The 25,383-nt window shown below is 45.9% G+C and carries 21 protein-coding genes; 16 read left to right on the top strand and 5 right to left on the bottom strand.

Features of this window, described 5'->3' with window-relative positions; translation table 11 throughout:
* The first annotated feature begins 87 nt into the window (after window positions 1-87).
* Both LCM00_RS09035 and LCM00_RS09040 read left to right on the top strand, forming a co-directional pair.
* On the top strand, window positions 88-237 hold the full coding sequence (locus LCM00_RS09035; RefSeq protein WP_224900417.1) for a hypothetical protein: 150 nt from the start codon (window positions 88-90) through the stop codon (window positions 235-237).
* On the top strand, window positions 234-872 hold the full coding sequence (locus LCM00_RS09040) for a cell wall hydrolase (RefSeq protein ID WP_224900422.1): 639 nt from the start codon (window positions 234-236) through the stop codon (window positions 870-872). Before LCM00_RS09035 ends, LCM00_RS09040 begins: the two co-directional genes overlap by 4 nt.
* A gap of 22 nt (window positions 873-894) precedes the next feature.
* Here LCM00_RS09040 and LCM00_RS09045 read toward each other — a convergent pair whose 3' ends face one another.
* Complete coding sequence (locus tag LCM00_RS09045) at window positions 895-1,341, bottom strand: YkvA family protein (RefSeq protein WP_224900425.1); 447 nt, start codon at window positions 1,339-1,341, stop codon at window positions 895-897.
* 105 nt (window positions 1,342-1,446) lie between these two features.
* Here LCM00_RS09045 and LCM00_RS09050 point away from each other — a divergent pair, with 105 nt between their 5' ends.
* From LCM00_RS09050 to treC, 4 genes are all read left to right on the top strand, one after another.
* Entirely contained in the window at window positions 1,447-2,169 is a 723-nt protein-coding gene (locus LCM00_RS09050; protein WP_224900428.1) for an NAD-dependent deacylase, read from the top strand.
* Window positions 2,170-2,418: 249 nt separating this feature from the next.
* Window positions 2,419-3,822: a PTS system trehalose-specific EIIBC component gene (gene treP, locus LCM00_RS09055; RefSeq protein ID WP_224900431.1), complete on the top strand. Its 1,404-nt coding sequence runs from the start codon at window positions 2,419-2,421 to the stop codon at window positions 3,820-3,822.
* An 81-nt stretch (window positions 3,823-3,903) separates the two neighbouring features.
* On the top strand, window positions 3,904-5,586 hold the full coding sequence (locus LCM00_RS09060) for a glycoside hydrolase family 13 protein (RefSeq protein ID WP_224900436.1): 1,683 nt from the start codon (window positions 3,904-3,906) through the stop codon (window positions 5,584-5,586).
* Between the two features lie 37 nt (window positions 5,587-5,623).
* A complete protein-coding gene (gene treC, locus LCM00_RS09065) occupies window positions 5,624-7,309 on the top strand; it encodes an alpha,alpha-phosphotrehalase (protein ID WP_224900437.1) in 1,686 nt (561 codons plus the stop codon).
* A gap of 37 nt (window positions 7,310-7,346) precedes the next feature.
* Here treC and LCM00_RS09070 read toward each other — a convergent pair whose 3' ends face one another.
* On the bottom strand, window positions 7,347-8,564 hold the full coding sequence (locus LCM00_RS09070) for a NupC/NupG family nucleoside CNT transporter (RefSeq protein WP_224900440.1): 1,218 nt from the start codon (window positions 8,562-8,564) through the stop codon (window positions 7,347-7,349).
* A 103-nt stretch (window positions 8,565-8,667) separates the two neighbouring features.
* The gene (locus LCM00_RS09075) at window positions 8,668-9,549 is read right to left on the bottom strand and encodes a metal-dependent hydrolase (protein WP_224900442.1); all 882 of its coding nucleotides are present in this window, start codon (window positions 9,547-9,549) and stop codon (window positions 8,668-8,670) included.
* Between the two features lie 193 nt (window positions 9,550-9,742).
* Here LCM00_RS09075 and LCM00_RS09080 point away from each other — a divergent pair, with 193 nt between their 5' ends.
* The 5 genes from LCM00_RS09080 to nhaC all read left to right on the top strand — a co-directional run bounded on the left by LCM00_RS09080 (window position 9,743) and on the right by nhaC (window position 16,459).
* Window positions 9,743-11,320, top strand: coding sequence for a peptide chain release factor 3 (locus LCM00_RS09080; protein WP_224900444.1), 1,578 nt, complete (start codon window positions 9,743-9,745; stop codon window positions 11,318-11,320).
* A gap of 407 nt (window positions 11,321-11,727) precedes the next feature.
* On the top strand, window positions 11,728-12,459 hold the full coding sequence (locus LCM00_RS09085; protein WP_318247603.1) for an EAL domain-containing protein: 732 nt from the start codon (window positions 11,728-11,730) through the stop codon (window positions 12,457-12,459).
* The gene (locus tag LCM00_RS09090; RefSeq protein WP_224900446.1) at window positions 12,459-12,935 is read left to right on the top strand and encodes a GNAT family N-acetyltransferase; all 477 of its coding nucleotides are present in this window, start codon (window positions 12,459-12,461) and stop codon (window positions 12,933-12,935) included. The genes LCM00_RS09085 and LCM00_RS09090 overlap by 1 nt, the downstream gene beginning before the upstream one ends.
* Window positions 12,936-13,261: 326 nt before the next feature.
* Complete coding sequence (locus LCM00_RS09095; RefSeq protein ID WP_224900447.1) at window positions 13,262-14,437, top strand: IS256 family transposase; 1,176 nt, start codon at window positions 13,262-13,264, stop codon at window positions 14,435-14,437.
* A 633-nt stretch (window positions 14,438-15,070) separates the two neighbouring features.
* The gene (nhaC, locus tag LCM00_RS09100) at window positions 15,071-16,459 is read left to right on the top strand and encodes a Na+/H+ antiporter NhaC (protein ID WP_224900448.1); all 1,389 of its coding nucleotides are present in this window, start codon (window positions 15,071-15,073) and stop codon (window positions 16,457-16,459) included.
* Window positions 16,460-16,518: 59 nt separating this feature from the next.
* Here nhaC and LCM00_RS09105 read toward each other — a convergent pair whose 3' ends face one another.
* Window positions 16,519-17,277 (bottom strand): AAA family ATPase, encoded by a 759-nt coding sequence (locus tag LCM00_RS09105; protein ID WP_224900449.1) that lies wholly within the window; start codon window positions 17,275-17,277, stop codon window positions 16,519-16,521.
* Window positions 17,278-17,908: 631 nt separating this feature from the next.
* On the opposite strand from LCM00_RS09105, the gene LCM00_RS09110 reads away from it, so the two are divergent.
* From LCM00_RS09110 to LCM00_RS09130, 5 genes are all read left to right on the top strand, one after another.
* Window positions 17,909-21,181 (top strand): efflux RND transporter permease subunit, encoded by a 3,273-nt coding sequence (locus LCM00_RS09110; RefSeq protein ID WP_224900450.1) that lies wholly within the window; start codon window positions 17,909-17,911, stop codon window positions 21,179-21,181.
* A 69-nt stretch (window positions 21,182-21,250) separates the two neighbouring features.
* Window positions 21,251-22,438, top strand: coding sequence for an SDR family oxidoreductase (locus LCM00_RS09115; protein WP_318247604.1), 1,188 nt, complete (start codon window positions 21,251-21,253; stop codon window positions 22,436-22,438).
* A 90-nt stretch (window positions 22,439-22,528) separates the two neighbouring features.
* Window positions 22,529-22,999 carry a hypothetical protein gene (locus tag LCM00_RS09120; protein WP_224900451.1) on the top strand — a complete coding sequence of 157 codons (471 nt, stop codon included), beginning with the start codon at window positions 22,529-22,531 and terminating at the stop codon, window positions 22,997-22,999.
* A 217-nt stretch (window positions 23,000-23,216) separates the two neighbouring features.
* A complete protein-coding gene (gene sigI, locus LCM00_RS09125) occupies window positions 23,217-23,960 on the top strand; it encodes an RNA polymerase sigma factor SigI (protein ID WP_224900453.1) in 744 nt (247 codons plus the stop codon).
* Window positions 23,957-25,093, top strand: coding sequence for an anti-sigma factor domain-containing protein (locus LCM00_RS09130; RefSeq protein ID WP_224900455.1), 1,137 nt, complete (start codon window positions 23,957-23,959; stop codon window positions 25,091-25,093). The genes sigI and LCM00_RS09130 overlap by 4 nt, the downstream gene beginning before the upstream one ends.
* Before the next feature lie 35 nt (window positions 25,094-25,128).
* Here the strand turns inward: LCM00_RS09130 and LCM00_RS09135 are convergent, their stop codons facing one another.
* A complete protein-coding gene (locus tag LCM00_RS09135; RefSeq protein ID WP_009794241.1) occupies window positions 25,129-25,329 on the bottom strand; it encodes an alpha/beta-type small acid-soluble spore protein in 201 nt (66 codons plus the stop codon).
* Window positions 25,330-25,383 lie beyond the last annotated feature (54 nt).

Genomic DNA, 25,383 nt, shown 5'->3' on the forward strand with positions numbered 1-25,383 from the left:
CCTATTTACAGCCGCATAAAGCAGCCGGTCCGTTCAGAGTTCCCGTTCACCGGGAATCATGGTCCATTATAACAGATATTCTCTTCAATGGCATTGAAACAGCTTTCTTCCGGAAAATTCGGAGTTATCCCTATATATCCCTCTGCTGCCATGGAAAGAATTAAGTTTGGAACTGAATCTTCATCTGTGATAGGGTTAGGAATGTTGAAAAAAGAAAGAATGGAGGAGAAGCTATGAAATATCTTGCCTTAATGATAGCTGCATTCATGCTGATCTCATTCCAGCTTGTCCAAAATCCCGGAAAAAAAGCATTTGCCAAGACGATTGATAATGTCGATATATATACTGTAAAAGAAGAAGATACCCTTTCGAAGCTCAGCAGGCAATTTGGTGTGGCTGAGAAGGAAATACAGAAGGCGAATTATAAAAAAGATGATAAGATTTCGGCTGGAGATAAGCTCATCATTCCGTCTGCCCCAAAGAAAAAGAAGCGAAAGACAGAACAAAAGGTCAGCTTATCTACTAAAGAAAAGGATCTTTTGGCAAGGCTTGTGCATGCGGAGGCCAAAGGTGAGCCGCATGCCGGAAAAGTCGCTGTGGCTGAAGTGGTTCTTAATAGAATGAAGGATGAAAAGTTTCCGGATACAGTCAAAGAAGTAATATACGAAGACAGGCAATTTGAGCCTGTGGACAATGGGATGATCAACAAGCCGGCAGGTAAGGATTCACAGAAAGCTGTCCAGGAAGCCCTGACAGAAGAAAGAAAAGACGGTGAGTCCCTCTTTTTCTTCAACCCTGACCAGACTAACAGCAAATGGCTGCGCACCAGGGCCGTTACAAAAGAAATCGGCAACCACCGGTTTGCTAAATAAGAAAAAGAAAAAACTCTTGTTGCTATACAAGAGTTTTTTTGCTGTTTTCTTCCATTTCTATGATATTGTCCGGCTGTGTCTCTTTCCAAAGCTTAAATCTTTCAAGCTCATTAGTGATCTGTTTGATGATGAAGCCGATGATTGCGGCATCATCCAATATGCCGATTCCGGCAAGAAAGTCGGGGACAAGATCCAAAGGAGATACAAAATAGAGAATGCCCGCAATGACGGTAACGGCTGTTTTTGCAGAAATGTCCCTATACTGTCCCTTCGAGTAGGCTTTAATGAGTTCAAACAGCAGCTGCAGCTTATCCCATACATCAGACAGGGCATTTTTCCTGGAATCGGCTTTTTTGCTTGCTTTAGAAAGCAGCCCGCTTGTTTTGCCCGGATCATTTAAGTATTTGGCAGCGCGGCTCTCATATTTTTTATATTCCTTTTCATAATCTTCCTTTTTGAAAATCTTCATTTATAACATCCTTCCGGTTAAAAGATTCTTTTTACTCTTTTATCCCATTTTCGGATGGTTGAACCCCGGAAAAGTTTATAATAGAGAAAAAAGCGAGGTGTCCATATGCTTTTACAGTGGCTTAAAGAGTCAAGTTATACGGTCATATTGACCGGTGCAGGCATGTCAACAGAAAGTGGGCTGCCCGATTTCCGGTCTGCAGGCAGCGGATTAACGAATACGATGGATTATGGGAGAATTGCCAGTACAGAAGCTCTCAACCATCATGTGAATGAATTCATTGAATTTTATCGCAGCAGAGTCATGGGCCTGAAGGAATGCAAGCCCCATGCCGGGCATTATATACTCGCAGATTGGGAAGGAAGGGGCATCATCCAAAGCATCATTACCCAGAATGTGGATGGATTCCACCAGGCTGCAGGAAGCAGAAATGTTGCTGAACTGCATGGTACACTGCAGCAGGTCCATTGCCAGGGATGCGGGAAAACATTTCCGAATGATGAATACATAAATGAGCATTTCCAGTGCAGTCACTGCGGGGGAATTTTGCGGCCGTCCGTCGTCTTATTTGGGGAAATGCTGCCAGAGGAAGCGATTGACTTTGCAGCAGCTGAAACTGAGAAGGCGGAACTTTTCATTGTCCTTGGCTCATCGCTCTCTGTCACTCCTGCCAATCAGTTCCCGCTGATTGCAAAGCAGAATGGTGCAAAACTGGCTATAGTCAATATGGAGCCTACTGATTTTGATCTTTATGCTGACGAAGTCATTAACGGAGAAAAAGCTGGAGAACTGCTGAAAGAGCTTGATGCAGAGATAGGAAAGACATGAGCCTTCCATTAATGGAGGGCTTTTTTTATGGAATGTTTTATTAGTATAATAAATGATTGACTACCATGTATATACAAGATATAATGAAAACGTAAACATCATGTATATACAAGTTTTGGAGTTGATACTTTTATGCTGGCCATCCAGCAAAGGATAATTTTGCAAGAAGGGCAGATAATATAATTTATATGAGCTCCCGGCCAGCATTTTTTTGCTTGCTATTGAAAACGGTAACAGGAGGAGAACAGCATGAGCAATTACAGAGAAGCTGCCGAGCGGATTGTAGAATCAGTTGGCGGAAAAGAAAATATTTCAGCAGCTACGCACTGCGTAACCCGGCTGCGTTTTGCCTTGAAGGATGAGAGCAAAGTTGATAAAGAGGCATTGGAAAATATAGATACGGTTAAAGGATCATTCTCAACTAACGGCCAATTTCAGGTGGTCATCGGCCAAGGGATTGTTGATAAGGTATACAGGGAAATGGCAGCGGCTACAGGAATCGGTGAAGTGTCGAAAGAAGAAGTGAAAGCAGCTGCTTCTGAAAAAATGAATCCGCTTCAAAGAGCCATTAAAACGCTGGCCGACATTTTCATTCCTATTCTTCCGGCAATTGTTACTGCCGGCCTGCTGATGGGAATCAACAATATTATGACAGCGCCTGATATATTTTATACAGGCAAATCATTCATAGATGTCCATCCAGGATGGGCTGATATGGCTAATATCATTAATATGATAGCCAATACAGCGTTTGTATTCTTGCCGGGGCTGATTGGTTGGAGTGCTGTCAATCGTTTCGGCGGAAGCCCGCTTCTTGGCATGGTGCTCGGTCTGATGCTTGTTCACCCCGACTTGCTTAATGCATGGGGGTATGGTTCTACTGATGAAGTTCCTGTATGGAACCTGTTTGGCCTGGAAATAGAGAAAGTCGGATATCAGGGACAGGTGCTGCCGGTGCTGGTGGCGTCCTATGTTTTGGCAAGGATTGAGATATTCTTAAGGAAGAGGATCCCTGATTCAATCCAGCTGCTGACGGTCGCGCCGATTGCACTGCTGATCACTGGCTTCTTGTCTTTCATTGCGATCGGGCCTGTTACTTTTACAATCGGGGGCTGGATCACTGACGGTGTTGTATCAATTTTTGATGCGGTTCCTGCTCTCGGAGGATTGATTTACGGCGGCCTTTATGCACCGCTTGTCATCACAGGCATGCACCATACATTCCTTGCAGTAGATCTGCAGCTGATCGGGTCAATCGGCGGAACATTCCTCTGGCCGATGGTTGCATTATCAAATATTGCCCAGGGTTCAGCATCACTTGCAATGTTCTTCTTAAATAAAAACGAAAAAGTAAAAGGGCTTGCTGCAACTTCTTCACTTTCAGCTTTCCTTGGTGTTACAGAGCCTGCTATGTTCGGTGTGAACCTGCGCTTCAAATATCCGTTCATTGCTGCAGTAATCGGCTCTGCCATTGGCGGCATGTTCATCACCATTAAAGGGGTCATTGCTCCATCGATCGGAGTCGGCGGGCTGCCAGCCTTCTTCTCAATCTTATCCGAAAATTGGGGATCCTTCTTTATCGGGATGGCGATCGTGCTAGTTGTGCCATTTGTGCTGACATTCCTTTTCGGCAGATTCAAAAAAGCTGAATGATTATTCTGGTACCATGGATAAGAGCATATCCATGGTATCGCTATTTACATAATGTACTGAGAAATAATGGGAGGTAAAAAAATGAGAGGTCAATGGTGGAAAGACAGCACTGTATACCAGATATATCCGAGGAGCTTTATGGACAGCAATGGCGATGGCATAGGCGATCTGCAAGGCATTATATCAAAGCTGGATTATCTCAAAACATTAGGGATAGACGTCATCTGGCTGTCGCCTGTTTATAAATCTCCCAATGATGACAACGGCTATGATATCAGTGATTATAAAGATATTATGGACGAGTTCGGAACAATGGAAGATTGGGAAGAGCTGCTTGACAAGATGCACAGCCGCGGCATGAAGCTGATCATGGACCTTGTCGTCAACCACAGCTCTGATGAGCATGCCTGGTTCATTGAAGCAAAGAAATCCAAAGACAATCCTTACAGGGATTACTATATTTGGCGCAAAGGGAACAACGGTCAGGAACCAAACAATTGGGGGTCTAACTTCGGGGGCTCAGCCTGGGAGTTTGACGAAAACTCCGGGGAATATTTTCTTCATTTGTTCTCAAAGAAACAGCCTGACTTGAATTGGGAGAATCCGGCCCTGAGGCAGGAAGTATATGATATGATGCAGTGGTGGCTCGATAAAGGGATTGATGGCTTCAGGATGGATGTGATTAATTTCATCTCAAAGGAGGATGGCCTCCCGGATGATGAAGTGAAACCAGGAAAGAAATATGCATCAGGAAGCAAGTATTACCGGAATGGCCCGAAAATCCATGAATATCTCCAGGAAATGAACGATAAAGTCCTTTCACATTATGATGTGATGACTGTCGGGGAAATGCCCGGGGTCAAGCCTGAAATGGCGCGTGAATATACAGGGGAAGACAGAAATGAACTGAATATGGTATTCCAATTTGAGCATGTAAGCCTCGACAATGGACCGGGGGGAAAGTGGGATCTTAAGCCGCTTGACCTTTCAGATCTGAAGAAAAGCCTGACAAAATGGCAGACCGAGCTTGAGGAAACGGGCTGGAATTCTTTATATTTCAATAACCATGACCAGCCGAGATCTGTATCAAGATTCGGCAATGATGGGGAATACCGCAAAGAATCAGCGAAAATGCTGGCCACCCTGCTGCATATGATGAAGGGCACCCCGTATGTGTATCAGGGCGAAGAAATCGGGATGACAAATGTTGAATTTCCGGGTATAGGAGATTACCGGGATATTGAAACCCTTAATTATTTCCGTGAAGCGACAGAAGCGGGAGTGCCGGCAGGGAAAGCAATGGAAAGCATATACGCAAAAGGAAGGGATAACGCCAGAACCCCTATGCAATGGGATTCCTCGGAAAATGCCGGTTTTACAAAAGGAACTCCCTGGATTGGCATGAACCCGAACTATAGTGATATAAATGCGGCGGAAGCCCTGGAAGATAAAAATTCCATTTTTTATTATTATCAGAGCCTGATCAGGCTAAGAAAAGAGCATGACATTATTGTCCATGGAAAATATGAACTGATATTGGAAGAAGATCCGGAAATTTATGCATACACACGGACCCTGGGCAGCCAGGTGCTTGTAGTTCTGTGTAATTTTTACGATAATACGCGGAGACTGGTATTGCCCGAGGAGCTCAAAGAACTGAAATATTCCTGGCTGACAGGAAACTATAGCCCGGAAGGCAGGGAGGACATAGTGCCTCAACAGCTTAAGCCGTATGAGGCGCTAGTCTTGATTGGCGAAAAATAAGCAGACCAAACGAAAAAATATATGGCAGGTGGCAAAGATGAAACAACCTTGGTGGAAAAAAGCGACAGTATATCAAATCTATCCGAAAAGCTTTAATGATACAACCGGCAGCGGTGTTGGCGACCTGCAGGGCATCATTGAAAAGCTCGATTATTTAAAGGAACTTGGCATTGATGTCATCTGGCTTACGCCGATCTACCGTTCTCCCCAGCGGGATAACGGCTATGATATCAGTGATTACTTCAGCATCCATGAAGAATATGGAACTATGGAGGAATTCGATTCACTGCTTAATGAAGCACACAGCAGAGGGATCAAGGTCATCATGGATATTGTAGTAAACCATACCTCCACAGATCATCACTGGTTCCAGGAGGCCAGAAAATCAAAAGATAGTCCTTATCGGGATTTTTACATCTGGAAGGACGCAAAAGAGGATGGAAGCGCCCCGACTAACTGGGAATCCAAGTTCGGCGGTAATGCATGGGAGCTTGATGAGAAGACCGGCCAGTATTATCTCCATCTATTTGACGTTACCCAGGCAGATCTTAATTGGGAAAATGAAAAGCTCCGCCAGGAAGTATATAGTATGATGGACTACTGGTTTGACAAAGGAGTAGACGGGTTCCGCCTGGATGTCATCAACTTGATATCCAAAGATCAGCGGTTCCCGGATGATGACGGATCGGTCCCGCCGGGAGACGGCAGAAAGTTTTATACTGATGGGCCGAGAGTACATGAATACATGCATGAAATGAACCAGGAGGTATTTTCAAAGCATGACAGCATGACTGTAGGAGAGATGTCTTCTACAAGCATCGGCCATTGCGTTAAATATTCTAATCCGGAGCGGGAAGAGCTGAGCATGACGTTCAACTTCCATCACTTGAAGGTAGACTACCCTGGCGGCGAAAAATGGGCGCTTGCAGACTTCAATTTTCTGGCTCTGAAGGAGATCTTGTCAAAATGGCAGGTGGAAATGCACAAAGGCGGCGGCTGGAATGCCCTGTTCTGGTGCAATCATGACCAGCCCCGAATTGTTTCGAGGTACGGAGATGATGGGGAATACCACAATAAATCAGCCAAGATGCTTGCCTCTGCCATCCATATGATGCAAGGCACCCCTTATATTTATCAAGGTGAAGAGTTTGGGATGACCAACCCTTATTTTGAAAAAATCAGCCAATACCGGGATGTTGAATCCTTGAACATTTTTGAAATCAAGAAGAAGGAAGGCATGCCTGAGGAAGAAATCCTTAAGATCCTCCAAAGCAAATCAAGAGATAATTCGAGGACGCCTGTCCAATGGAATGACAGCAGAAATGCCGGCTTTACAGATGGAACTCCATGGATCGGCATCTCCGGCAATTATCAGGAAATAAATGCAGAAAATGCGGTGAAAGATCCATATTCAATTTTTCATCACTATAAAAGGCTGATTGCCCTCCGCAAAGAATATGATATCGTCACTTACGGGAATTATGAGCTTCTTCTGGAAGATCATTCTGAGATTTTTGCATACCTCCGGAATGGGGAGGACGAAAAGCTCCTTGTCATTAATAACTTTTATGGAAGAGAAACGGTCTTTAATCTTCCTGACAGCAAGATTGCCGATGAATTCAATGCAGAGCTCTTGCTTTCGAACTATGAAGAAGGACCGGCTGACATCAGGGAAATCACCTTAAGGCCATATGAATCGCTCATTTTCCATTTGACTAAATAAGGGAAAAGACAGGCTGCCGGCCTGTCTTTTTCCCGTTCTAGAAAAGCATCCCTGCAATGGCAGCGCTGAGGAGCGATGCGAGTGCTCCTGCAATGACGGATCTAATCCCAAGCCTTGCGATATCTGCCCGTCGATTCGGAGCAAGGTTTCCCAGGCCGCCAAGCAGTATGGCAAGGGATGAAATATTGGCAAATCCGCAGAGAGCAAAACTGATGATGGCAACGGTCTTATCCGTCAGCTCCGGGATTTCCGGGGCGAAGGAGGAATAGGCAACAAATTCATTCAGAATCAGCTTTTGTCCGATAAAGTTTCCTGCCTCCACAGCCTCTGCCCAGGGGACCCCGATAGCAAAAGCAAGCGGGGAGAATATATAGCCGAGAATGAGCTGAAGTGTCAGATCCCCAAATCCGAACCAGCTGCCGATCCAGCCAAGCAAGCCATTCAGCAGTGCAACGAGCGCGATGAACGCGAGAAGCATGGCACCGATATTGAGCGCCAGCTGCAGGCCGACACTGGCGCCTTTTGCGGCTGCATCAATAACATTTGTCGAATCGCTGTCATTTTCCATTTCCAATTCTTTTGGCTCTTCCTTCTGCTCTGTTTCCGGAAAAATGATCTTAGCCATGATCAGCCCTGCCGGAGCAGCCATGAAACTGGCGGCGAGAAGGTATTCAAGCGGGACGCCCAAAAGAGAATAGCCGACCAGGACAGATCCTGCTACAGAAGCAAGCCCTCCTGTCATGACGGCAAACAGTTCAGAATTTGTCATTTGGCCGATATAAGGCCGGATAACTAGGGGAGCCTCTGTCTGTCCTACAAAAATATTTGCCGCCGCCGACATGGATTCCGCCTTTCGGGTGCCGAGAAGCCAGGACAAACCCCCGCCAAGGATTTTGATGATGAACTGCATGATCCTCAAGTAGTACAGAACAGATATAAGCGCCGAGAAGAAGATGACAATCGGCAATACCTGAAAAGCGAAAACATATGTAACACCGGATCCTTCAGCAAAGAGTCCGCCAAATAAAAAGTTTATTCCTTCGTTGGCATAATTGATGATGTTGTTGACTCCCATAGTCAGCCAGTTCAGCGCCTTGCGCCCTGCTTCCCATTTGAGGACAGCAAAAGCGAACAGGATCTGGATGGCCAGGCCTCCCAGGATTGTACGCGGATTGATTGCCCGCCTGTTGTTGGAAAGCAGCAAAGCGATGACCAGTACGGTCAATATTCCGGCAATTCCCCAGATAAAATTCATAATAGCACTCCATTCTATGTTAATAGACGAATCCAATTTAGTGCTATTTTGCCCGACAATAAAAAAAGTATGGGCTCTATTTTCTCTGCCCATACTTTTTTGCCTATTGTCCTGCTTCTTTTTTTATCGCTTCAAATAAAAAGGATTGGCCATTAATGTAGAATCGGGGATCGTAAAGCCCCAGCTGTTCGTCATCATCTACTATCACAACAAATGGAGACCATTCGTAAAGAGTCTTTGCTTTCGGGTTTTCTTGGAAAAGCCTGTCCATGTCTGCATCCTCCGCAGATTGGAGTGTATAAGTTTTTTCCCTGCCGGTGAAGACTCCATCTTTATAAATGGAGACCTCAGGGCCATTTTTCGCAATAACAGTAAAATGCCATGGCACAAAATCGGCTGAGAGGGCAACCTCGCTGTATTCGCTGCTGTATTCCTCATAAAGTATATACCCCTGGATGCTTTGGCTGGCCAGATGAAGGAGCATCAGCACCCATGCCGCCCTGAAATAAATATGCTTCCTCCATCTTTTTCTTTTCCGGACAGAGAGGAGAAAAGCTGCAAGCATGATTGCCCAAAAGACAAGATCTACAATCGGGATGGTTCCGAATGTGATCCTTCTGTCAGAAAAAGGTTCAAGGTAACCGGTTCCCCATGCATTGAACAGGTCACTCGTATCATGGATAATGACGGCAATCCAGCTTAAGAAAAAGAGTTTGGGATCTTTTGTCATGAAAACCCAGCGGCATGCCATGTAAATCAGCAGGGCCCATAGCGGCGTAAGGAAAACAGAATGAGTGATGCCCCGGTGCCACATCTGATAGAGTCCCTGTGTATCCCATAGCTGTGAGATCACATCGATATCAGGTATTTGGCTCGCCGCAACAGCAGCTGTCAAATAGGCGGCCTTTTCTTTTTTCTCAAGCAGGCCTTTATCAACTGAAGCATAAAGGGCAAGCCCGAATAATGTATGTGTAATGGTATCCATTTTTCCCCCGTTCCTGTCCTGGCTGTCTGAAGCCCAGCCTGGCAGTTTGTGCTTTTAATAAATCGTAGCAAAATTTGTTCAGAAGAGCCATTCTGAATGCTGGAAGTTGATTTCACTGATTGCAAACTTTCCTGCAGGAAGATAAGATAGATGTTATGATAATAAACGAAGTTAATTAAGAGAGGAATACAACATGTCTAACAATTTTTTAGATGAAGTTCTTTCACGGCGCACGTTTGCGATCATTTCCCACCCGGATGCCGGAAAGACTACGTTAACAGAAAAGCTGCTCCTGTTTGGCGGAGCGATACGCGATGCCGGTACCGTTAAAGGAAAGAAAACCGGCAAATTTGCCACGAGCGACTGGATGGAAATCGAAAAGCAGCGCGGCATCTCCGTTACATCAAGTGTTATGCAATTTGACTATAAAGGCGCCCGTGTAAACATTCTGGATACACCGGGGCACCAGGATTTCAGTGAAGACACCTATCGTACCCTGACTGCGGTTGACAGTGCAGTCATGATTATCGATTCGGCCAAAGGTATAGAAGCCCAGACATTGAAACTGTTCAAGGTCTGCCGGATGAGGGGCATACCGATCTTCACATTCATGAACAAGCTGGACCGCCAGGGGAAAAGCCCATTGGAGCTTCTTGCCGAGCTGGAAGAAGTTATGGAAATCGAATCATATCCGATGAATTGGCCGATCGGGATGGGCAAGGAATTCCTCGGCATCTATGACCGCCATCATAACCGGATTGAACAGTTCCGTGTAGATGATTCCGAGCGTTTCCTCGATCTGAATGAAGATGGGGAAATAGATGGGGACCACCCTATGAAGCAGTCTTCCCTGTACGACCAGACGCTTGAGGAAATCATGCTCCTGAATGAAGCTGGAAATGAATTCTCACGCGAAAAGGTGGCAAATGGGACACTGACGCCTGTTTTCTTCGGCAGTGCCCTGGCCAATTTCGGTGTACAGACCTTCCTTGAATCTTATCTTGAATTTGCGCCGTCTCCACAGGCCCGCAATTCCACTGAAGGTAAAATCGATCCGCTTTCCGAGGATTTCTCTGGCTTTATCTTCAAGATTCAGGCAAACATGAATCCTGCCCACCGTGACCGGATAGCGTTCCTCAGGATCTGCTCCGGTAAATTCGAGCGCGGGATGACCATCAATATCCCTCGTACAGGCAAGCAGCTGAAGCTGAGCCAGTCGACACAATTCATGGCAGATGACCGCAGTACGGTCGATGAGGCAGTAAGCGGCGATATTATAGGCCTGTATGATCCGGGCCTCTATCAGATTGGAGATACCCTGACCGTTGGGAAAAACAAGTTCCAATATGAGAAGCTGCCTCAGTTCACTCCCGAGCTGTTTGTAAGGGTCACTGCAAAGAACGTGATGAAGCAGAAGCACTTCCATAAAGGGGTCCAGCAGCTCGTCCAGGAGGGCGCCATCCAGCTGTACAAGACAGTTAAAACAGATGAATACCTTCTTGGTGCAGTCGGGCAGCTTCAATTCGAAGTTTTTGAGCACCGCATGAAGAATGAGTACAATGCGGAAGTCAGGATGGAAGGGCAGGGAAGCAAGATTGCCCGCTGGATTGAGGGAGAAGTGGATGAGAGTCTATCAAGCTCCCGGAGCCTTCTGGTAACTGACCGTTATGATAAAAAAGTATTCTTATTTGAAAATGATTTTGCCCTGAGATGGTTCCAGGACAAAAACCCGGATGTAAAACTTTATAATCCGATGGACATGGAACAATAAGATGTAGAAAGCGATTCCTGTACAGGAATCGTTTTTTTTGCTCTTTTCTAGGTGGAAAGGACTAGCATATGAAGTGACGAAATTGTATTAGTTTGCTAAAATAGGAAAAAAAGACGAGGAAGAAGGGATCTGCTATTCGACACCTATGCGCACAGTGCGGCCTGCCTTTCCAGCTGGCAGAAGAGGGCTTCCTCTTTCATCAGAACGAAAATGCAGGGCAAAAACAAGAGAGCTGGATTAAAGCTCCCTACCAAAGCCTTGATGAACTTGAAACAAAGCTAGAAGCCATATGCAGGCAATTAGGGGAAAGAGCCAAAAAATTAAAAGCCGGCATTTCACAATATGGCACCAAGCCAGCACAGCTACTGAATGCATCTGAGCTTTTTTCCAGGGTCAGCCATCGGGAAATGGTCCATACCATCCAGCATGGCGAGTTCCACAGCTATCAGCAGCCGATCATAAACCTGAAAGAGGGCGACAGGATTTATGCTTTTGAATCTTTGCTGAGAACAGCAGGCCGCAATCAAATACCGCCTGGCGTCCTTTTCAAGACAGCCGAGGAAACAGGCCTGATGTCCATGCTTGACCAAAAGGCGAGGGAAGCGGCAATCAAAGCAAGAAAAAATATCATCCCGCCGGGCATCAAAAGCTTTATCAACTTCCTTCCTTCCACGATTTACAATCCGGATTTCTGTCTTCAGCATACTTTCCAGATTGTCGAGAAATATGAAATTGATCCGGCGGATCTTGTTTTTGAAGTAGTAGAGACAGAAAAAATCAGTGATGTCGACCATTTAAAAAAGGTATTGAATACATATAAGAAAAGGGGTATGAAAGTGGCGCTGGATGATGTCGGGGCCGGTTTCTCAACCCTCGAAATGCTTGAAGCGCTCCAGCCCGACTATTTAAAAATAGACAGGAGCTTCATAGATCACTGCGACCAAAAGCCTGAAAGCCAGCAGTTCCTGTCCAAGGTCATGAATATTGCAGACGGGCTTGGAATCATTGTCCTTGCAGAAGGAATTGAGAGGAAGGAAGAGCTGGAATTTTGCAGATCGATTGGCGCCGATCTTGCCCAAGGCTATTATATTGGGCGCCCAGCCAAGGATGTAGAGGCAGCCTTGCTTGTGAATTCTTAATGAAGATCATCCGCATCGATCAGCTTAACAAAGAAAAGGCAGCAGCCTATTTTCAAGAAAACTGGGGCAGCCCGCAGATGGTCATTTCTACTGGCATATATCATTGTGATGAGCTCCCCGGATTCGCGGCCATAGACTGGAATAATAATATAGTTGGCCTTATCACTTTTGTAGACCGGCCGGGTGAACGGGAAATCATTTCCCTGGATGCAAGCATCGAAGGACAGGGTGCCGGATCAGGTCTGCTGAATGCCGCTGAAGCCGATGCAAAAGAAAAAGGCATCAGCAGAATGGCACTGATAACGACCAATGATAATTTGCATGCTTTGAGATTTTATCAGAAAAGGGGATATCAGTTAACGAAAGTCCTTCGGAACGCCGTGGAAGAGGCGCGAAAAATAAAACCGGAGATTCCTTTATTAGGATATGATGGCATACCGATCAGGGATGAACTGATTCTGGAGAAAGAAATCTAAATTTGTGGCAGGTCCTGAGGTCTTCAGGGCCTGTTTTTTAGTGAAATGATAATTTTTGCTGTTAATTGGTGCTTTATCTGAACGGATTGTATCCATAACGGTGTTTTACGGTGAGGGAGGCAGCCGCATTAAGGGGCTGTGTCAGCATGATTTTTCGTTTATTAGCAAATCGGGATATTAGCAACTTTTTCATTTTATTAGCAACTTTTCAATTTTATTGATGGTGTATAAAAGTATGTGTAAGACCTTTTTCTAGACAAATAAAAAAGGACAAAGTACCCTCTGAGTTATCACCACAATAACCTTAGGAGAGGAGCACTTTATCCATGCCCCATTTTAACATAGACGACCTTGATTTTGCCAATATCCTTAAACTTTCTATGCAGGACCTCCTTAAAGAGAAAGCAGAAAATATTTTGCGTGAAGAGATAAAGAATGTCCTAGAAAATGAACCTGTCGGCGAAGAAAACTCCCGTAATGGGTACTATTCCCGGACTCTTGACACCATTTATGGCCGGATTGAGGATCTGGCAGTCCCCCGTGATCGTAAGGGCGATTTTACTACCCAAATGTTCGAACCCTACCAAAGACGTATGGTGGCCGTAGATGAACTCGTTGTCCAGCTCTATCAACATGGGGTTGGTGTTCGGCAGGTTGGGCTGATCATGAAAAGTCTGCTTGGTGAACAATATTCCCCAGGGACAATCTCCAATATCACTTCGGCTGTTATGGAGGACGTCATTAAATGGCAGAATCGGCCTCTAAAGAAACGTTATTGTGCTTTGTTTCTTGATGCGCTATTCGTAAAAGTCCGCAGGGATACTGTAGGCAAAGAGGCTGTTTATATCGTTTTGGGTATTACTCCAGAAGGACATCGGGAAATCCTTGGATTTTATGTGGGTGGAGTGGAATCATCCAACGGCTGGCAGGAAATCCTTCTGGATTTGCGTAAAAGAGGCGTCCAGGAAGTGTTAGTTGGCGTATTTGACGGACTTCCAGGTCTTGAAGATGCCTTTAAATCCATTTTTCCAAAGGCTGATGTTCAACGCTGCGTTGTTCATAAGGTACGTTCCACCATGAATAAAGCACGAAAAAAGGACCAGGCAGAGCTAAGCTTGGATTTAAAAAGAGTATACACTTCAAGCACATTCGAAGAAGCAGAAAAAGTGTTGAAAGAGCTTAAGGAGAAATGGAAAAAGACGTATAGCCGGGAACTGGCTTCATGGGAAGAGGACCTCCCAGTCCTCCTAACTTTTTTACACTACCCTGAAGAAATACGAAAATATATATACACGACAAACCTAATTGAGCGTACCAATAAGGAAGTGCGTAAGAGGTTAAAGACTATGAACAGCTTACCTAATATTGAAGCAGCCGAGAAGATTATATACCTTACTTCTATCGATTATAATGAGCGATGGGCAAGAAGGAAGCTGGGTGGGTTTGGCTTGGCCTATGAAACAATATTGAATATGTTTGATAAGCGATATCCAAAGTCGTAAAAAGCATAGTCAGGGAGTCAGGCAGCCTAGGCTGCCTGACTCCCCCTAAACTAAATAACGATAACTCATGAAGTGCGTATGCTTACACATAATTCTTGACGGAACCATTTTATTAGCAACTTTTCAATTTTATTAGCAACTTTCCAATTATATTAGTAACTTTCCAATTATATTAGTAACTTTCCAATTATATTAGCAACTTCCTGGATATATTAGCAACTTCGACTTCCCAATTATATTTGCAACCCTCTCCAATGAGCAGCCCCATATCCTGCCGCATCAAAAAGATATTTGACAAAAATCCTGATTGAGATTATAGTAATATTACAAATAGACGCTTTAACGCTAAAAAGCGTTTAAGTATAATAGTTTTGCCGGATAGACAAAAGTAGAATCGACAGATGCAGCATGAAGAGACTGGGTGGCTGGTGTAAGCCCAGGCGGTGACGGTTTGAATTACAGCTATCGATACCAGGGCAAATGTGTTAAGAGAGGGAAGGCCGTGTGCCTTTCAATTAGGGTGGTACCGCGGAGCTCCTCCGTCCCTAGCCGGCGAGAGGGCTTTTTGTGCTGTCTGAAAGTCTCAAAACATTCCCGCCGACCGGAGCCAGTCATACAACAGGAGGAAGTAAAATGCATCAGGATCAAGCGGTTATCAAAATCAGTACAGCGGAGGCTGTGATTATATCCCTTCTTTTGCTCGGGGGGATCAGTTTCACAATCATAGGCGCAGGGGCGGTTCCCCATGTTCCGATCATAGGGGCGGTCATTGCCCTGCTAGTATATGGACTATTAAAAAAGGTGCGGATGAAGGATCTGGAGGAAGGTATGGCAGAGGGTGCCAGATCAGGATTGGGCGCTGTATTCATCTTCTTTTTTATCGGCATGCTGATCAGCAGCTGGATGGCCAGCGGTACGATTCCGACATTTATCCATTTGGCCCTGACGGCAGTCAGCGGAAAGTATTTTTTCGCAATTGCTTTTGCAGTCACCGCAGTCATCGGAATCAGCATCGGCAGCTCGCTGACGACAGCGGCAACGCTTGGAGCGGCCTTTGTCAGCGCAGCCGCTGCACTCGATCTCAGCACAGCCGCTGCAGCAGGTGCCGTTATCTCAGGGGCGTTCTTCGGCGACAAAATGTCCCCTTTGTCAGATACAACCAATCTCGCTTCTATGACAGTGAAAGTCGATCTGTTTGACCATATTAAAAATATGGCTTGGACGACCATTCCGGCTTTTGTCATTTCTATCATTCTATTTGCCATCATTTCGCCGGCAGCAGCAGAGACTGATTTCAAAAAAATCGCTGCAATTAAAAATAGCCTTGAGGAACTTAATCTCGTCAGCTGGCAGTCTTTAATCCCATTTGCAGTGCTCGCTGTCCTGGCTGTACGAAAGGTTCCAGCTATTCTCACCCTGTCTGCCAGTACAGTGTCCGCCTTGATTCTGGCTCCTTTTATTCAGAGCAGCTTTGGTTTCAATGATATGGTCAATATACTGTACTCCGGCTACAAATCCAATACCGGGATGGAGGAGCTCGACTCCCTGCTGACAAGGGGAGGGATTGAAAGCATGCTGTTTTCGGTATCACTGGTCCTCCTTGCCCTCTCAATGGGCGGACTGCTCTTCAAGCTCGGCATATTGCCGGCACTTCTGGATGGCATCAAAGGACTGATTGTAAAGGCACCTGCGCTTATAAGTGCCACAGCTGCCTCTGCCATCGGGATCAACTTCCTCCTTGGCGAGCAGTATTTGTCCATCCTGCTCACAGGAAATGCATTCGCAGAGTCTTATAAAAAGGCCGGGCTGCATCTGAAGAATCTCTCAAGAGTCCTTGAGGATGCAGGGACAGTCATCAATCCCCTTGTTCCCTGGAGCGTCTGCGGGGTATTCCTGACAGGGGTGCTGAATGTGCCGACTGCCGAATATATCCCATTCACCTTTTTTTGCCTGCTATCTCCGATCATCACTTTGCTGTTTGGATGGACAGGAATAACTATCACGAAGGCTTCAGGTAAATGATTTGAAATACGAGGAGCGGCAATTGCCGCTCCTCGTATTTTTTACAGGTGATTTCTCTTTCACTCTTCCAGCAAATGATGAAGCATCCTCTCGCGGTTTTCAAAAAACTGCTTCATAAATTGATAGTGCCCGGTATCTTCAAGCCGGACCTCCTGGACCCCTTTCTCGGTCAGCTCTATGATTTTGGCGAAAGGATACGACATGATGATGGGGGAATGGGTCGCGATAATGAATTGTGAGCGGTCTTTGGCAAGTTCATGGATACGCGAAACCATTGAAAGCTGCCTTAGTGGTGAAAGGGCTGCTTCAGGCTCGTCAAGGATATAGATCCCTTTTCCGCGAAAGCGATTCAGGAAAGTGGCAAAAAAAGCCTCGCCGTGCGACTGTTCATGGAGGGATAGACCCCCAAAGGAATCTCTCAAAGGCGGACGATCCATATTGTCCTCTTTGTCAAGATCATCAATATAAGAAGCCACATTATAAAAGCTCTCGGCTCTTAGAAAAAAACCATCTTCAGGCCGATCTGATCCCCTTGAAAGCCTGATGTACTGCTCGAGCTCCGAATGGGAGTTATGTGTAGAAAAGCTGAAATTGAGCGATCCTCCTTCCGGATTAAAGCCTGCAGCGATTGCAATAGCTTCCAGGAGAGTGGATTTTCCCATTCCATTCTCGCCGACTATAAAGGTTACATCAGGATGAAGGGGCAGGTCGCCGAGGTTCTTGACGGCAGGAAGGTTAAAGGGATACCTGGAATATGAAGGAATATCGCTTCTTCTGAGTTTAATGCTTTTAAAATAATGGCCGTTATCAAAATCCATCTTCTATGCCTCCAATTCATTCTTCTTTCTTATCATAACAGCTTTTGGGAGAACCAACACTTACATTCCAGATGTCGTTCGCTGAACCCCGGATACAGGGCTCGACTTTGAAAAAGGTAAAGATGTATCCCGACGGGAATCCGGGATACATAACACGGCTGAGAAAAGAGAGGTCATGTATCCCAACAGGCATCTGGGATACATAACCATGCTGAGAAAAGAGAAGTCATGTCGCCCACCGGGCATCTGGGATACATAACACGGCTGAGAAAAGAGAGGTCATGTATCCCAACAGGCATCTGGGATACATAACCATGCTGAGAAAAGAGAAGTCATGTCGCCCACCGGGCATCTGGGATACATAACACGGCTGAGAAAAGAGAGGTCATGTATCCCAACAAGCATCTGGGATACATAACACGGCTGAGAAAAGAGAAGTCATGTCGCCCACCGGGCATCTGGGATACATAACCAGGCGTGAAAAATGGCAGTCACACAGCCTATGTTAAGGGAGCATATTCACAGACTCCTCCACACTTGCATCCCGTTTTTGCCTCTTATATAGTTAAACTATTGCACAATGTTGAATGCCGGCACGGGTCCGGCTCTGCAGATGAAAGGAGCAGCATAAGTGAAGATAAGCAATTTTTCGATCCGAAGGCCGATTTTTACACTTGTTACGATGGTTCTGGTTCTCGTTTTAGGGGTGGTTTCCCTTTTGAATATCCCTTTGAAGCTGATACCGGACATTAATCCGCCGGTCGGTGTTGTAGTAACGAATTACCAGGGAGCAAGCCCGGAAGAGGTTTCTGAAAAGGTGACCAAACCTTTGGAGCAGAGCCTGGCCACTCTCCCTGGTTTAAAAACAATGACGGCAACGTCACAGGAAAGCGCCAACCTTGTACTGCTTGAATTTTCCTGGACGACTGATATTGACGAAGTGCAGTCGGAAATCATCCAGCGGCTGGACCAGACTCCGCTGCCGGACGATGTGGACAAACCGCGCTTCCTGAAATTTGATCCTTCCCAGTTTCCGATCATCCAGCTTTCTTTGAGCTCTGACAGTGATGAGGAATCATTAAGGAGCATTGCCGAACAGCTGGAGCTGGAGCTAACAAAGGTAGATGGTGTGGCCAGCGTCAATCTATCCGGTACAAGCGTCAAGGAAGTCAGGGTTGAACTGGATCAGGGCAAGCTGAGGGATTACCGGCTCAGCCAGTCTGATATCGTAGATACCATTCAGGCAAACGATATTTCCCTTCCGGGTGATACCATTTTAACAGGCGGCAAGGAGCTGACTACAAGGGTAATCAGCAGTATTGATTCAGTCGATATCTTAAAAAAACTTGTGGTAGCCGCAAATCCGTCTAATGGAAATGAAGTGCTCCTTCAGGATGTGGCCAGCGTCCAGCTGGTCAACCAGAACGACCGGACAATAACAAGGACGAATCAGGAGCCTTCCGTCCTCTTAAGCGTCCTGCAGCAGTCTGATTCAAACACTGCAGAGGTGTCGAAGGAGTTTATAAGTCAGCTCGATGAACTGCTTGAAAAAGATCAATATGAGGGAATTGAGTCTGATATCCTGTTTGATCAGGGAGATTATATCCAGCAGGCGATCGGAAATATCTCAACTTCCCTTCTCTTAGGCGGCCTGTTCGCCATGATCGTTTTATTTTTCTTTTTGAGGAATGTCAAAAGCCCGCTGATCATCGGGATTGCCATCCCATATTCCGTCATCTTCACCTTTGTGCTGATGTATTTTTCAAATTTCACCCTCAATATCATGACCCTTGGCGGATTGGCGCTGGGGATCGGGATGCTCGTTGATAACTCAATTGTCGTGATCGAGAATATTTACAGGCATTTATCGATGGGGAAAGAGCCAAAAGAAGCGGCAAGGGACGGTGCAGGAGAAGTAGGCGCTGCAATCACAGCCTCCACCCTCACCACTGTGGCGGTGTTCCTGCCTGTCGTCTTTATTACAGGTATCATTGGCCAGCTTTTCACTGAATTTGCTTTGACCATTTCATTCAGTCTTTTTGCTTCGCTTGTCGTTGCTTTGACTGTTGTGCCGATGCTTGCCAGCAGGCTGCTGAAAGCGCCGAAAAACAATCTGGAAGCAAAGCGCCAGGAGTCGGCCATCATGAAGGGGCTTGAGCGCTCCGTCAAATGGGCCCTGCGCAACAGGCTGGCTGTCCTGGTTATCATGCTAGTTCTTCTTGCCGGCGGGGGATATGGGATCACGACGGTCGGCACCCAGTTCCTGCCTAATTCAGACGAAGGTTTCTTCAGCGTGAGGGTCAATCTTGAGAATGGCTCTGCGCTTACAGAAACAGAAAAGGTCATGGCTGCACTTGAAGAGCAGCTGAAGGAAGAAGACGATGTCGAGACATATGTCAGCCTGATCGGTACAACGCAGGAATCTTCTTTCAGAGGCTCCGGAAATCCGAATGTGGCTGAGCTTTATGTAAAGATGAAGAATCTGGAGGAGAGGGAACGCTCGACATTTGAGTTTGTGGACGATGTGAAGCGGGATTTGGAGAGAGCGGCAGATAAGGCCAACAGCACGGCAGAGGTCTCATTCAATCTGCAGTCTTCCGCTGGATCTGCGCCGAATACCCTTTCGTTCAGCGTCCGTGATACGAACGAACAGCGGCTGAATGAGTCGGTAGACAAAATTTACAATTCACTCAAAGATCTTGATGATGTGAACGAACTCTCTACAGACCTGATGGATACGGTAGAGGAAATCCAAATTACGGTCGATCGTGAAAAAGCACGTGCAGCAGGGCTGGCGCCTGCCCAGGTTGCCATGATTGTCAATGATGTGACAAGAGGAAACCAGGCAACCCAGATCATTGATGAAAACTCCAATATTTATGGCGTTTTTGTAGAATATGATCCAGAAGTCACTCAAAACCTTGATAATCTAAAGAAACTTTTGCTGCGTAAGCCTGATGGCAGCTATACAACCCTTGACCAGGTAGCGGCTATTGAAAGAGGCGAAGGGCCGGTCAATATCCAGCGGATCAACCAGCAGGACGCTGTCCAGTTTACCCTGAAATATAAGACCTCAACAAACCTCGGGGCTATTTCTAATCTGGTTGATGATGAGATTGCTGATCTGGATCTGCCGGAAGAAACAGAAATTGTCTTCGGCGGTGACCGGGAGCTCCTGGAATCATCCATTGATGATATGCTCCTGGCATTCATCCTGGCGGTTGTCTTCATCTATCTGGTGATGGCGGCCCAATTCGAATCACTGAAATATCCGTTCGTCATTATGTTCACAGTTCCGCTGATGGTCATTGGCGTAGCTATTGCATTGACCGTGACACGCACTCCTGTCAGCCTGACCGCTATCATCGGCATCATTGTCCTTGCCGGCATAGTGGTCAATAATGCCATAGTCATTGTAGATTATATCAATCAGAAAAAGGCAAGCGGCATGAAAACCTATGACAGCATTGTCGTTTCTGTAAAAGATAGGGCAAGACCTATCCTCATGACAGCACTTACGACAATCCTCGGACTGATCCCGCTTGCGCTGGGGATTGGCGAGGGGGCTGAGATCAACCAGCCGATGGGCATCACGGTAATCGGCGGCCTGATCAGCAGCACCTTCCTGACGCTGTTCGTCATCCCTGTCGTCTACAGCTTCTTTGATAAAGATACAAGGAAGCTCAACAAGATGTATGCTACACCTGACGGCCACTTGATTCCTGCTTATCTCCTTGAAGAAAAGTACGAAGACCAAAAGAGTCAAAGCGAAGCGCCCCAGGTTCCTGCAGAAAGCAATAAAAATTACAGCCGTGAAGACATGGCTGCCATGCTTGAGGACCTGCTGAAGGCAGTAAAAGATGAGGAAAGAAAACAGCAGGACGGGGATCATAGAGACAAATAAAATTTTTAACTGCATGACTGAAAAGCCTTTCTCTCCGGAGAGAGGCTTTTTTTTTGAGGGGGTTATATTTTGAATTGTCAGAAATATGTTGTTGCAGCCGGTATGACCGGTTACAATTTGAGTAAATCTATTATAGAAAGAGGCGGTCAAATGGAAGAGAGGCATTATTTTTTCACAGGATTTCCTGGTTTCATCTGCTCCCGGCTAATCAGGGAGGTTCTCAATAAAGAGCCAGGGAATGTACATATCAGCGTTTTAAGCCTGCGGGAAATGGAAGCGGCTGCAAAGGCTGAAATCAGGCAGATCTGTGAGGAGACCGGTGCAAGCAGCGGGTGTTTTTCAATCATTACTGGAGATATCACAAGGGCTGGGCTTGATATCACGCACCAGGACTCAGCATTGCTCAGGGAAAACATTACCCATCTTTTTCATTTAGCCGCCATTTATGATTTGGCTGTGCCTATGGATATTGCGTATAAGGTGAATGTGGAAGGGACGGGGCAGGTCACAGAATTTGCAGGAACGTTAAAGAAGCTTGAACGATACGTTTACTTCAGTACTGCTTATGTGGCTGGAAAAAGGGATGGGCTGCTGAAGGAGGATGAGCTGTTAGAGCCTCCTGGATTCAAAAATCATTATGAAGAAACAAAGTATCTCGCCGAGGTCATTGTTGAAAATGCTAAGGCAGAACTGCCGGTTACCATCCTCAGGCCTGGAATTGTAAAAGGCCATTCTGTAACAGGGGAAACAATCAAGTTCGACGGGCCGTATTTTATCCTGAATTTTATGGATCGTCTAAGCAGGCTGCCATTTCTCCCCATGCTCGGGAAAGGGGAAGCCTATATCAACCTGGTGCCGGTGGATTATATCATTGAAGCAGCCGTATTTCTTGGGACATCTGCTGTTGGGCGGAATAAAACCTATCATCTTACAGATCCGAACCCATATAAAGTTTCCGATTTGTACGAACTGCTGATGGTGGAGCTCTGCGGGAAAAGGCCGGCCGGCAGCTTCCCTTTGAGTGCTGCCAAAGGGGCGCTGCGCATCAAAAAGCTGAGGAATTACCTTGGTGTGGAGAAGGAGGCGCTTGACTATTTTACCTGGCAGGGACGCTTCGATTGTTCAATAGCACAGACCGATCTGGAGGGATCAGGAATCTGCTGTCCGGATCTCAAAGAAGGCATACCGTCAATGGTTTCTTTTTTCAGGCAGCATAAATCGGACCCCCGGTTCCAGGTGCATAAGAGTTATTCTTAGCATGCATTTTGAAGCATATATAGGTATTTGTGATAAAAGAGAGATCTTTAGTGCATGATACCACTATAGAAATATAGCTGGTGATAATGAATGAAAAAAGTCGGAAAGCTAGAAGCCATTTTTTGGAGTATTGCATTGCCCGGGTTCAGCCAGCTGCTGACGGGCCAGTATGTAAAAGGTGTTCTTTTTGTGGCGCTTGAAGTTCTTATCAACGTTTTCAGCAACTTTAATCTGGCTATCATGCACAGTTTCCTGTGGGAAATCGATAAGGCGGCGGCAGTGCTCGATTATCAGTGGCTGATGTTTTACCCTTGTCTCTACATGTTTGCTATGTGGGACGCTTATAAAGAAGCAATGCCTGCAAAGGAAGAGTTATCTTTCCTGCCCTTTGTCTTTGGAGCCTATTTTGTAACCGTGGGTCTTATGTATTCTGTGAGGCTCAAACTTTTTGGCGTCTTGTTTGGCCCGGTCTTTTTGCCGATGATTTTCCTCATTCCCGGGCTTATGACGGGCTTCGCACTAAGGGCCCTGCTCTTGTTCCTGCGAAGAAAAGCAGCATAGAATGCATATAGGGCCAAACGGTCAACAAACAAACCTTTGCTGAATCGGCAAAGGTTTTCCGCCGTTCATGAGCAATCTTTAAACCACCCCCATAAGCTCCACTTTCCTGTCGAAGCTTTATGTTAGCAGTGAAAATCTTCCTTATTTCTCTCTTCAATCCTCCCCTGCCGGCTGTTAGTTGGCATATGGTATAATGAGCTGGTGAAGAGGTGAGGGGATGCTCGGTTATTTATTCATCACTAAGAAGAGACAAACATTAGAAAAAACCGTAATGAAAATCCAGCAGGGCGACAGCCAGCTGCTTAATGAACTGATAGAGTCATACAAACCTTTTATAGCCAAAACCGTATCCTCCGTCTGCAGACGCTATATCCATGAGTCTGATGATGAGTACAGCATCGGCCTGATTGCCTTTGATGAAGCGGTCCATAAGTACAGTCCCGGGAAGGGCAGTTCCCTCCTTGGCTTTGCCGAAATCATAATTAAGCGAAGGGTCATTGATTATATCCGGCAGCAGGCAAGGCACAGGAATGTCAGCTATGACGGCAGCAGTGGAAGTGCTGATGAGCAAACTTCAGCCAGTCTTGTGGAAGACAGGCTGTCGATTGAAGAGTTCGTTAAAAAAACAGAGCAGGAGCTGAGGCGGGATGAAATCATTCACTTTTCAGCTCTTCTTAAAGAATATGGACTAACCTTTGCTGAAATTGCAGACCAGTCTCCCAAACATGCAGATGCGCGGAAAAATGCGATGGAAATAGCTTCGGCACTTGTTAGCGACAAAGAGCTGGCTGCTTATTTGCAGGAAAAGAAGCGCCTTCCCATCAAGCAGCTGGAAGGCACTGCAGCAGTGAGCAGAAAAACGATTGAAAGGAACAGGAAGTATATCATTGCTGTTTCACTTATTCTAATGGGAGATTATGTGTTTTTACAGGAGTATATAAAAGGGGTGCTGAAAACGTGAAAAAAGGAGTAATCCTTGAAATTGAGGGCCGTTTTATGACGATGCTTACTCCCGAAGGCGAATTTCTTCGTGCCCTTTATACGGAAGGACGCCATCAGATAGGGGAAGAAATCTACTTCTACCCTGTTGAAACTGCAGAAAAAGTCGGGAAAGGGCTCATTTCACGCCTGGGGGCAAGGAAGAAGCTGATTGCCGCTGCCGCCCTGGCCTGCCTTCTTGTTCTGTCTCTTGTCATGCCTTTTAATAACAACAGCGAAGTTTACGCCTATATGACTATTGATGTAAACCCGAGCATCGAGTTGGCAGTCGACAAGGAACTGTCTGTAGTGGAGCTTCATTCTTATAATCAGGAGGGCAGGGAGCTGCTCAATCTGATGGAGAATTGGAAGGGAAAAAGCGCCGGCTATGTAACACGGAAGATCCTTAGTCTGGCACAGCAGCAGGGATATCTGAAAGAGCATGAAGAAATGATTATCGCTTCTGTACTGAAGAAAGAAGTCAGCAAGGATTCCTCTGAAAGCAAGAAGCTTAACAATCAGGTTGAAGCAATCAAAGAAACTGCAGAAGCAGAGAATCTTGAGGTCAAAGTAGTCGAAGCAACTGAAGGTGAACGGGAGAAGGCGAAAGAAAAAGGGCTGACTGCCGGAAAATTTAAAGAAGAGGAAATAGAAAGGAAGCAGCAGCTAGAGGAAAGGGAACGTGAAAAAGAAGAAAATGCCAGGGAGAAAGCGGAAAATATAAAAAGGAAACAAGAGCATCAGAGCAGCGGGACCGCCGATGAGGCGAAAGATAAAAAAGGAGCCGGCTATATAAAATCTTCGTCTCAGCTTCCAAAAGGTTCTGTCCAAAAGCAGGAAGGAAAGAACAGGGAAGCAGATCGGAAAAATGATGCCCGCAAAGCAAAGCCGGAAAAAAGGCAGGATGAAAACAAGGGGCGGGACAAACAGGAAAATAAAAAGGAAGAACAAAGAAAACAAGAACAAGGAAAGCAAGAAAGACACGAGAAGCACGAAAAGAAGGAGAATAATGGTAATGGCAAGAAAGGGTCCCCTTCGCCGGGCAATAACGGACAGGGAAATGGCAATAAAGGACATGATAAGGGGCAAAAAGGGAATAATGGAAAATCCGGCTGAAGGCAGCCGGATTTTTTGCCATTTATATTTTGTTTTTATTGTTCGTTCCGACCAGCAAGCTGGGATTGGGCTTGTTGTACAAGACGCTTTGTAATTTCTCCGCCAACAGAACCATTTGAACGGGAAACTGTATCTGAACCCAGATTAACGCCAAATTCCTGAGCAATTTCATATTTGACTTGATCAAGATACTGCTCAATGCCGGGAACTAGCAGTTTATTGCTGCTTCTTGCCATATTGAATTTCAGCTCCTTCCATATTGATGCAGAGCTTAAGGCCCTGTATCTGTA

Origin of the sequence: Bacillus infantis (assembly GCF_020171945.1) — a bacterium.
In the GTDB taxonomy this organism is placed as follows: Bacteria; Bacillota; Bacilli; order Bacillales; family Cytobacillaceae; genus Bacillus_AB; species Bacillus_AB infantis_A.

What these genes read in the sequence shown, in the direction of transcription:
- LCM00_RS09035 (WP_224900417.1), top strand. Translation starts at nt 88, where the DNA reads ATGGCATTGAAACAGCTTTCTTCCGGAAAATTCGGAGTTATCCCTATA.
- LCM00_RS09040 (WP_224900422.1), top strand. Translation starts at nt 234, where the DNA reads ATGAAATATCTTGCCTTAATGATAGCTGCATTCATGCTGATCTCATTC.
- LCM00_RS09045 (WP_224900425.1), bottom strand. Translation starts at nt 1,341, where the DNA reads ATGAAGATTTTCAAAAAGGAAGATTATGAAAAGGAATATAAAAAATAT.
- LCM00_RS09050 (WP_224900428.1), top strand. Translation starts at nt 1,447, where the DNA reads ATGCTTTTACAGTGGCTTAAAGAGTCAAGTTATACGGTCATATTGACC.
- treP (WP_224900431.1), top strand. Translation starts at nt 2,419, where the DNA reads ATGAGCAATTACAGAGAAGCTGCCGAGCGGATTGTAGAATCAGTTGGC.
- LCM00_RS09060 (WP_224900436.1), top strand. Translation starts at nt 3,904, where the DNA reads ATGAGAGGTCAATGGTGGAAAGACAGCACTGTATACCAGATATATCCG.
- treC (WP_224900437.1), top strand. Translation starts at nt 5,624, where the DNA reads ATGAAACAACCTTGGTGGAAAAAAGCGACAGTATATCAAATCTATCCG.
- LCM00_RS09070 (WP_224900440.1), bottom strand. Translation starts at nt 8,564, where the DNA reads ATGAATTTTATCTGGGGAATTGCCGGAATATTGACCGTACTGGTCATC.
- LCM00_RS09075 (WP_224900442.1), bottom strand. Translation starts at nt 9,549, where the DNA reads ATGGATACCATTACACATACATTATTCGGGCTTGCCCTTTATGCTTCA.
- LCM00_RS09080 (WP_224900444.1), top strand. Translation starts at nt 9,743, where the DNA reads ATGTCTAACAATTTTTTAGATGAAGTTCTTTCACGGCGCACGTTTGCG.
- LCM00_RS09085 (WP_318247603.1), top strand. Translation starts at nt 11,728, where the DNA reads ATGGTCCATACCATCCAGCATGGCGAGTTCCACAGCTATCAGCAGCCG.
- LCM00_RS09090 (WP_224900446.1), top strand. Translation starts at nt 12,459, where the DNA reads ATGAAGATCATCCGCATCGATCAGCTTAACAAAGAAAAGGCAGCAGCC.
- LCM00_RS09095 (WP_224900447.1), top strand. Translation starts at nt 13,262, where the DNA reads ATGCCCCATTTTAACATAGACGACCTTGATTTTGCCAATATCCTTAAA.
- nhaC (WP_224900448.1), top strand. Translation starts at nt 15,071, where the DNA reads ATGCATCAGGATCAAGCGGTTATCAAAATCAGTACAGCGGAGGCTGTG.
- LCM00_RS09105 (WP_224900449.1), bottom strand. Translation starts at nt 17,277, where the DNA reads ATGGATTTTGATAACGGCCATTATTTTAAAAGCATTAAACTCAGAAGA.
- LCM00_RS09120 (WP_224900451.1), top strand. Translation starts at nt 22,529, where the DNA reads ATGAAAAAAGTCGGAAAGCTAGAAGCCATTTTTTGGAGTATTGCATTG.
- sigI (WP_224900453.1), top strand. Translation starts at nt 23,217, where the DNA reads ATGCTCGGTTATTTATTCATCACTAAGAAGAGACAAACATTAGAAAAA.
- LCM00_RS09135 (WP_009794241.1), bottom strand. Translation starts at nt 25,329, where the DNA reads ATGGCAAGAAGCAGCAATAAACTGCTAGTTCCCGGCATTGAGCAGTAT.